This is a genomic window from Curvibacter sp. T50 (assembly GCF_057219955.1).
The window spans coordinates 1-2,215 of sequence record NZ_JBXVVU010000009.1 but is presented as its reverse complement, the minus strand read 5'-3'; the positions used below and the strand labels follow the sequence as shown (position 1 = coordinate 2,215).

General features: G+C 59.0%; 2 protein-coding genes. Both read right to left on the bottom strand.

The genetic code is table 11. The features are described from left to right. Positions 1–356: 356 nt before the first annotated feature. Entirely contained in the window at positions 357–920 is a 564-nt protein-coding gene (locus AC2EBU_RS16955; protein ID WP_484611635.1) for a hypothetical protein, read from the bottom strand. Between the two features lie 388 nt (positions 921–1,308). Continuing rightward, positions 1,309–1,692 carry a hypothetical protein gene (locus AC2EBU_RS16950; RefSeq protein ID WP_484611634.1) on the bottom strand — a complete coding sequence of 128 codons (384 nt, stop codon included), beginning with the start codon at positions 1,690–1,692 and terminating at the stop codon, positions 1,309–1,311. Between the last annotated feature and the right edge of the window lie 523 nt (positions 1,693–2,215).

Genomic DNA, 2,215 nt, shown 5'->3' with positions numbered 1-2,215 from the left:
TTTGACGCCACACCGTGTGGCAGACGGCTTTCTTTCTGCGAAGGCCGTGCCAACCCGATACGGATAGAGAAAAGACAATGAAATCAAATACTTACCGAAACACCCCCATTCACCCACCCGGCCAGCAGTGCAAATTGCAAGACATGGACCGTGGCCGGTGTGGCGAAATGCGTCGATGGGGCCGTCTGCACCGGTGGGGCGGGCACGGGGTGGCGGTACGAAGACGGTGGCGCTGCGAAAGCGACCGGGGCGGTCAGAAACGGGCGGTTGCGGGGGTTTGAGGGCGATTTTGGCCGATACCCAGCGTAAAAAGGTCGGTTGGCGCTATGGTTTTGGTAGTTCGGTCTTGCGCGGCATTACCGCGCGGCCGGTTGAAGGGCTGCGGCAAGCGCTGCCTGGATGTCTTGTGGAAGGCTGGCGACACCTTTCAGGGCCCCGGGTCCACCGCTATTCCACCGGACGGTAAAAGTCCGTGGCGTTGCCTGTCCGGATACGAACTCAGAGAGGTCCAGAACCGCTTCGGTGCCACCCTCTACAAGCGCAATGGATGCACCGATCCTGACGGTCGGTCCCAGTTCCCGAACGGATACCAGGACGACTTTTCCGCTTTGATGCACTGCTGCACCGGCCGCTTGTTTTGCTTGTTCGTCAGAGAGTTGCAGCAGGCGCTCTACCGACGCAGACTTGAAGCATCCGGAAGATTCGAAGAACTGACCGATTCCGGTGGCGGCTGCAGTTTCTCTTTCGAGAACGTCCTTCTGATCTGCGCGCCACTGCGTCCTCCACATGACGCGAGCTGTCCTGGATGCCTCGCAGACCGGAGACTGCGGTGAGGGGCTGACTTTGACTGTGGTCGTCGAAGCACAGCCACCCATCGCAAAGAGGAGAAAGCCGCACAGGATGTATTCAGAGTGGTGCATGGGGCACGATTATCTTGTGACGCCTGCCGATCAGGGCCAGCGAAGGGCGAGGCCATACAAGCACCAGCACACGACACCGACAGGAGCGCCGAAAACGGCGCCGATGAGTGCATAAGGGATTCGATCACCGAATGCCATTGAGCTCTCGGGCTTGCGGGTTAACGTTGGAATTCAGCCGCCGCCGAAGGCGGTCGGCTGCAATGACTTGTTAGACCTCGTTGACACTTCGCACCTCGCCGCTTTCCAGTGCTGCAAGATAGCACTCAAGGTTTCCCGCGATCTTCTCAAGCACGCGAGGAAGATATGGAACAAGGTCGGTGAAGCGCTCGGCGCCAGGGTGCGGGCCACCATGGTAGTACCGGCAGTGCTCAAGAATATCTTGACGCTCCTAGGTCGGAAGCTGCGCAAGCGGATCGCGGTCGTTGTAATCGTGCAAGCCAGAGAGGTGTATGAACGCGCAGCCGAACTTGTAAACGGACTGCGTCCAGCCCTGAAGAGATTGGGCCAGCACAACCATTTCTCGATCAGTGACCTTCGCCCGCGAGCCTTCTTGCGACCACTTTTCGCCACGAACCGAAGCATCGATGAGAAGCGCCCGACGCTCCGGGCCTTGTGTCAGCAAGTAGATACAACGAACCATTGAATCCAGTTCCTGCCGCAAAACGGAGACCATTTGCCCCGCAAGCCCTTCCCTCGAAAGAAGCTGCATAGCGCGCTGGTGTTCCAGCGAGCGACTACGAACTTGGCGAAGGAATACCGCGAGGCTCGACATGAGAGGTCTAACTTGTGATTTATCTGCCCAAACACCGGATACCCACAACCGTGGTCGTTAAACAAAGCTGCATGAATCCTCCAAAACGTTTTTGAAATCAATAACGTACAAGCGAATGCTGTATGCAAAAACAGATACAACAAAACCGACAAACCTGACCGGGTCGCGCCCTGCGCCGTGAAGCTGCCCGATCAGGCACGCGAACGGATTCGCACCCCGCCCCCAAGCCTACCGACCGCGAACGCCGCTGTCTACCCGCCGCACTGACCCACTACGGGGGCGCGCATCGCCCGGGAACGCGAAGGTTGCCGCGCATTTACTCCTATCGTGATAGCAAAAAACGACCTTTTCCCGCTGGGTATCGGCCCAAAACGCCCTGAAACACCAGAAAGGCACCCTCAACCCTCCTCCAGACGCCACCAACCCCGCCGAGTCATCCTCGGGCGGGGTGGGTTGGGTGGGGCCGGCGCAGCCGGCCGGGGGTGTCGGAGGCTTTGGGGCGGCTTACTTGGCCTTGATCACC